We start from the raw sequence: 3,107 nt of genomic DNA, 5'->3' as shown, positions 1-3,107 counted from the left end.
TCCAATATCATGGTCGTGTCCAGGCACTGGCAGATGCTGCCCGTGAAGCTGGCCTTCAGTTCTAAGGTAGAGGTGTAAGATGGCTCACATCGAAAAACAGGCTGGCGAACTGCAGGAAAAGCTGATCGCGGTAAACCGCGTATCTAAAACCGTTAAAGGTGGTCGTATTTTCTCCTTCACAGCTCTGACTGTAGTAGGCGATGGTAACGGTCGCGTTGGTTTTGGTTACGGTAAAGCGCGTGAAGTTCCAGCAGCGATCCAGAAAGCGATGGAAAAAGCCCGTCGCAACATGATTAACGTCGCGCTGAACAACGGCACCCTGCAGCACCCAGTTAAAGGTGTTCACACGGGTTCTCGTGTATTCATGCAGCCAGCTTCAGAAGGTACCGGTATCATCGCCGGTGGTGCAATGCGCGCCGTTCTGGAAGTTGCTGGGGTTCATAACGTTCTGGCTAAAGCATATGGTTCCACCAACCCGATCAACGTGGTTCGTGCAACTATTGATGGCCTGGAAAATATGAATTCTCCAGAAATGGTCGCTGCCAAGCGTGGTAAATCCGTTGAAGAAATTCTGGGGTAATTGACCATGGCAAAGACTATTAAAATCACTCAAACCCGCAGTGCAATCGGTCGTCTGCCGAAACACAAGGCAACGCTGCTTGGCCTGGGTCTGCGTCGTATTGGTCATACCGTTGAGCGCGAGGATACTCCTGCTGTTCGTGGTATGGTCAACGCGGTTTACTTCATGGTTAAAGTTGAGGAGTAAGAGATGCGTTTAAATACTCTGTCTCCGGCCGAAGGCTCTAAAAAGGCGGGTAAACGCCTGGGTCGTGGTATCGGTTCTGGCCTCGGCAAAACCGGTGGTCGTGGTCACAAAGGTCAGAACTCTCGTTCTGGCGGTGGCGTACGTCGCGGTTTCGAGGGTGGCCAGATGCCACTGTACCGTCGTCTGCCGAAGTTCGGCTTCACCTCTCGCAAAGCAGCGATCACAGCGGAAATCCGTCTGTCTGACCTGGCGAAAGTTGAAGGCGGCGTTGTAGACCTGAACACGCTGAAAGCAGCAAACATTATCGGTATCCAGATCGAGTTCGCGAAAGTGATCCTGGCTGGTGAAGTTTCTACTCCGGTAACTGTTCGTGGCCTGCGTGTTACTAAAGGTGCTCGTGCTGCTATCGAAGCTGCTGGCGGTAAAATTGAGGAATAAGTAGCAGATGGCTAAGCAACCGGGATTAGATTTTCAAAGTGCCAAAGGTGGATTTGGCGAGCTGAAACGCAGACTGCTGTTTGTTATCGGCGCGCTGATTGTGTTCCGTATTGGCTCTTTTATTCCGATCCCTGGTATCGATGCCGCTGTACTTGCCAAACTGCTTGAGCAACAGCGAGGCACCATCATTGAAATGTTCAACATGTTCTCTGGTGGTGCTCTCAGCCGTGCTTCTATCTTCGCACTGGGTATTATGCCGTACATTTCGGCATCGATTATTATCCAGCTGCTGACGGTCGTTCATCCGGCCCTGGCAGAGTTGAAGAAAGAAGGGGAGTCTGGACGTCGTAAGATTAGTCAGTACACCCGTTACGGTACTCTGGTGCTGGCAATATTCCAGTCGATCGGTATTGCTACCGGTCTTCCGAATATGCCTGGTATGCAGGGCCTGGTGTTAAACCCGGGCTTTGCATTCTACTTCACCGCTGTTGTAAGTCTGGTCACAGGGACAATGTTCCTGATGTGGCTCGGCGAACAGATTACTGAGCGTGGTATCGGTAACGGTATCTCAATCATTATCTTCGCCGGTATTGTTGCGGGCCTCCCGCCAGCCATCGCCCACACTATCGAGCAAGCGCGTCAAGGCGACCTGCACTTCCTCCTGTTGCTGTTGGTTGCAGTATTAGTATTTGCAGTGACGTTCTTTGTTGTCTTTGTTGAACGTGGTCAACGCCGCATTGTGGTGAACTACGCTAAGCGTCAGCAAGGTCGTCGTGTCTATGCTGCACAGAGCACACATTTACCGCTGAAAGTGAACATGGCGGGGGTTATCCCGGCTATCTTCGCTTCCAGTATTATTCTGTTCCCGGCAACCATCGCGTCATGGTTCGGGGGCGGTACTGGTTGGAACTGGCTGACAACAATTTCGCTGTATTTGCAGCCTGGGCAACCACTTTATGTGTTACTCTATGCGTCTGCGATCATCTTCTTCTGTTTCTTCTACACGGCGTTGGTCTTCAACCCGCGTGAAACAGCAGATAACCTGAAGAAGTCCGGTGCATTTGTACCAGGAATTCGTCCGGGAGAGCAAACGGCGAAGTATATCGATAAAGTAATGACTCGCCTGACTCTCGTTGGTGCGTTGTATATTACTTTTATCTGCCTGATCCCGGAGTTCATGCGTGATGCAATGAAAGTGCCGTTCTACTTCGGTGGGACATCGCTGCTGATCGTTGTTGTCGTGATTATGGACTTTATGGCTCAAGTGCAAACTCTGATGATGTCAAGTCAGTACGAGTCTGCATTGAAGAAGGCGAATCTGAAAGGCTACGGCCGTTAACAGTCGCCCGAGAAGTTACGGAGAGTAAAAATGAAAGTTCGTGCTTCCGTCAAGAAATTATGCCGTAACTGCAAAATCGTTAAGCGTGATGGTGTCATCCGTGTGATTTGCAGTGCCGAGCCAAAGCATAAACAGCGCCAAGGCTGATTTATTCGCATATTTTTCTTGCAAAGTTGGGTTGAGCTGGCTAGATTAGCCAGCCAATCTTTTGTATGTCTGTACGTTTCCATTTGAGTATCCTGAAAACGGGCTTTTCAGCATGGTGCGTACATATTAAATAGTAGGAGTGCATAGTGGCCCGTATAGCAGGCATTAACATTCCTGATCAGAAACATGCTGTGATCGCGTTAACCTCGATCTACGGCGTCGGCAAGACCCGTTCTAAAGCCATCCTGGCTGCTGCGGGTATCGCTGAAAATGTTAAGATCAGTGAGCTGTCTGAAGGACAAATCGACACGCTGCGTGACGAAGTTGCCAAATTTGTCGTTGAAGGTGATCTGCGCCGTGAAATCAGCATGAGCATCAAGCGCCTGATGGATCTTGGTTGCTATCGCGGTTTGCGTC

The 3,107-nt window shown here is 50.3% G+C and carries 7 protein-coding genes; all 7 read left to right on the top strand.

The annotated features are described in order from the left end of the window. The coding region (locus RDN66_RS05805; protein WP_290366749.1) for a 50S ribosomal protein L18 at positions 1–65 on the top strand (65 nt) is incomplete at its 5' end. A 14-nt stretch (positions 66–79) separates the two neighbouring features. Next, positions 80–580: a 30S ribosomal protein S5 gene (gene rpsE / locus RDN66_RS05800; protein ID WP_003863299.1), complete on the top strand. Its 501-nt coding sequence runs from the start codon at positions 80–82 to the stop codon at positions 578–580. A 6-nt stretch (positions 581–586) separates the two neighbouring features. Beyond that, positions 587–766 carry a 50S ribosomal protein L30 gene (gene rpmD / locus RDN66_RS05795; protein WP_003863301.1) on the top strand — a complete coding sequence of 60 codons (180 nt, stop codon included), beginning with the start codon at positions 587–589 and terminating at the stop codon, positions 764–766. Between the two features lie 3 nt (positions 767–769). After that, positions 770–1,204, top strand: coding sequence for a 50S ribosomal protein L15 (gene rplO / locus RDN66_RS05790; RefSeq protein ID WP_003863304.1), 435 nt, complete (start codon positions 770–772; stop codon positions 1,202–1,204). Between the two features lie 7 nt (positions 1,205–1,211). Next, complete coding sequence (secY, locus tag RDN66_RS05785; RefSeq protein WP_003863305.1) at positions 1,212–2,543, top strand: preprotein translocase subunit SecY; 1,332 nt, start codon at positions 1,212–1,214, stop codon at positions 2,541–2,543. Positions 2,544–2,573: 30 nt separating this feature from the next. Further along, positions 2,574–2,690 carry a 50S ribosomal protein L36 gene (gene rpmJ, locus RDN66_RS05780; protein ID WP_000868187.1) on the top strand — a complete coding sequence of 39 codons (117 nt, stop codon included), beginning with the start codon at positions 2,574–2,576 and terminating at the stop codon, positions 2,688–2,690. A 146-nt stretch (positions 2,691–2,836) separates the two neighbouring features. Next, on the top strand, positions 2,837–3,107 hold a 271-nt coding region (rpsM, locus tag RDN66_RS05775; RefSeq protein ID WP_308537662.1), incomplete at its 3' end, for a 30S ribosomal protein S13.

Source organism: uncultured Kluyvera sp., assembly GCF_902485085.1.
Classification (GTDB): domain Bacteria; phylum Pseudomonadota; class Gammaproteobacteria; order Enterobacterales; family Enterobacteriaceae; genus Kluyvera; species Kluyvera ascorbata.
The sequence above is the reverse complement of the archived record's forward strand: the minus strand, read 5'-3'. Positions and strand labels throughout refer to the sequence as shown.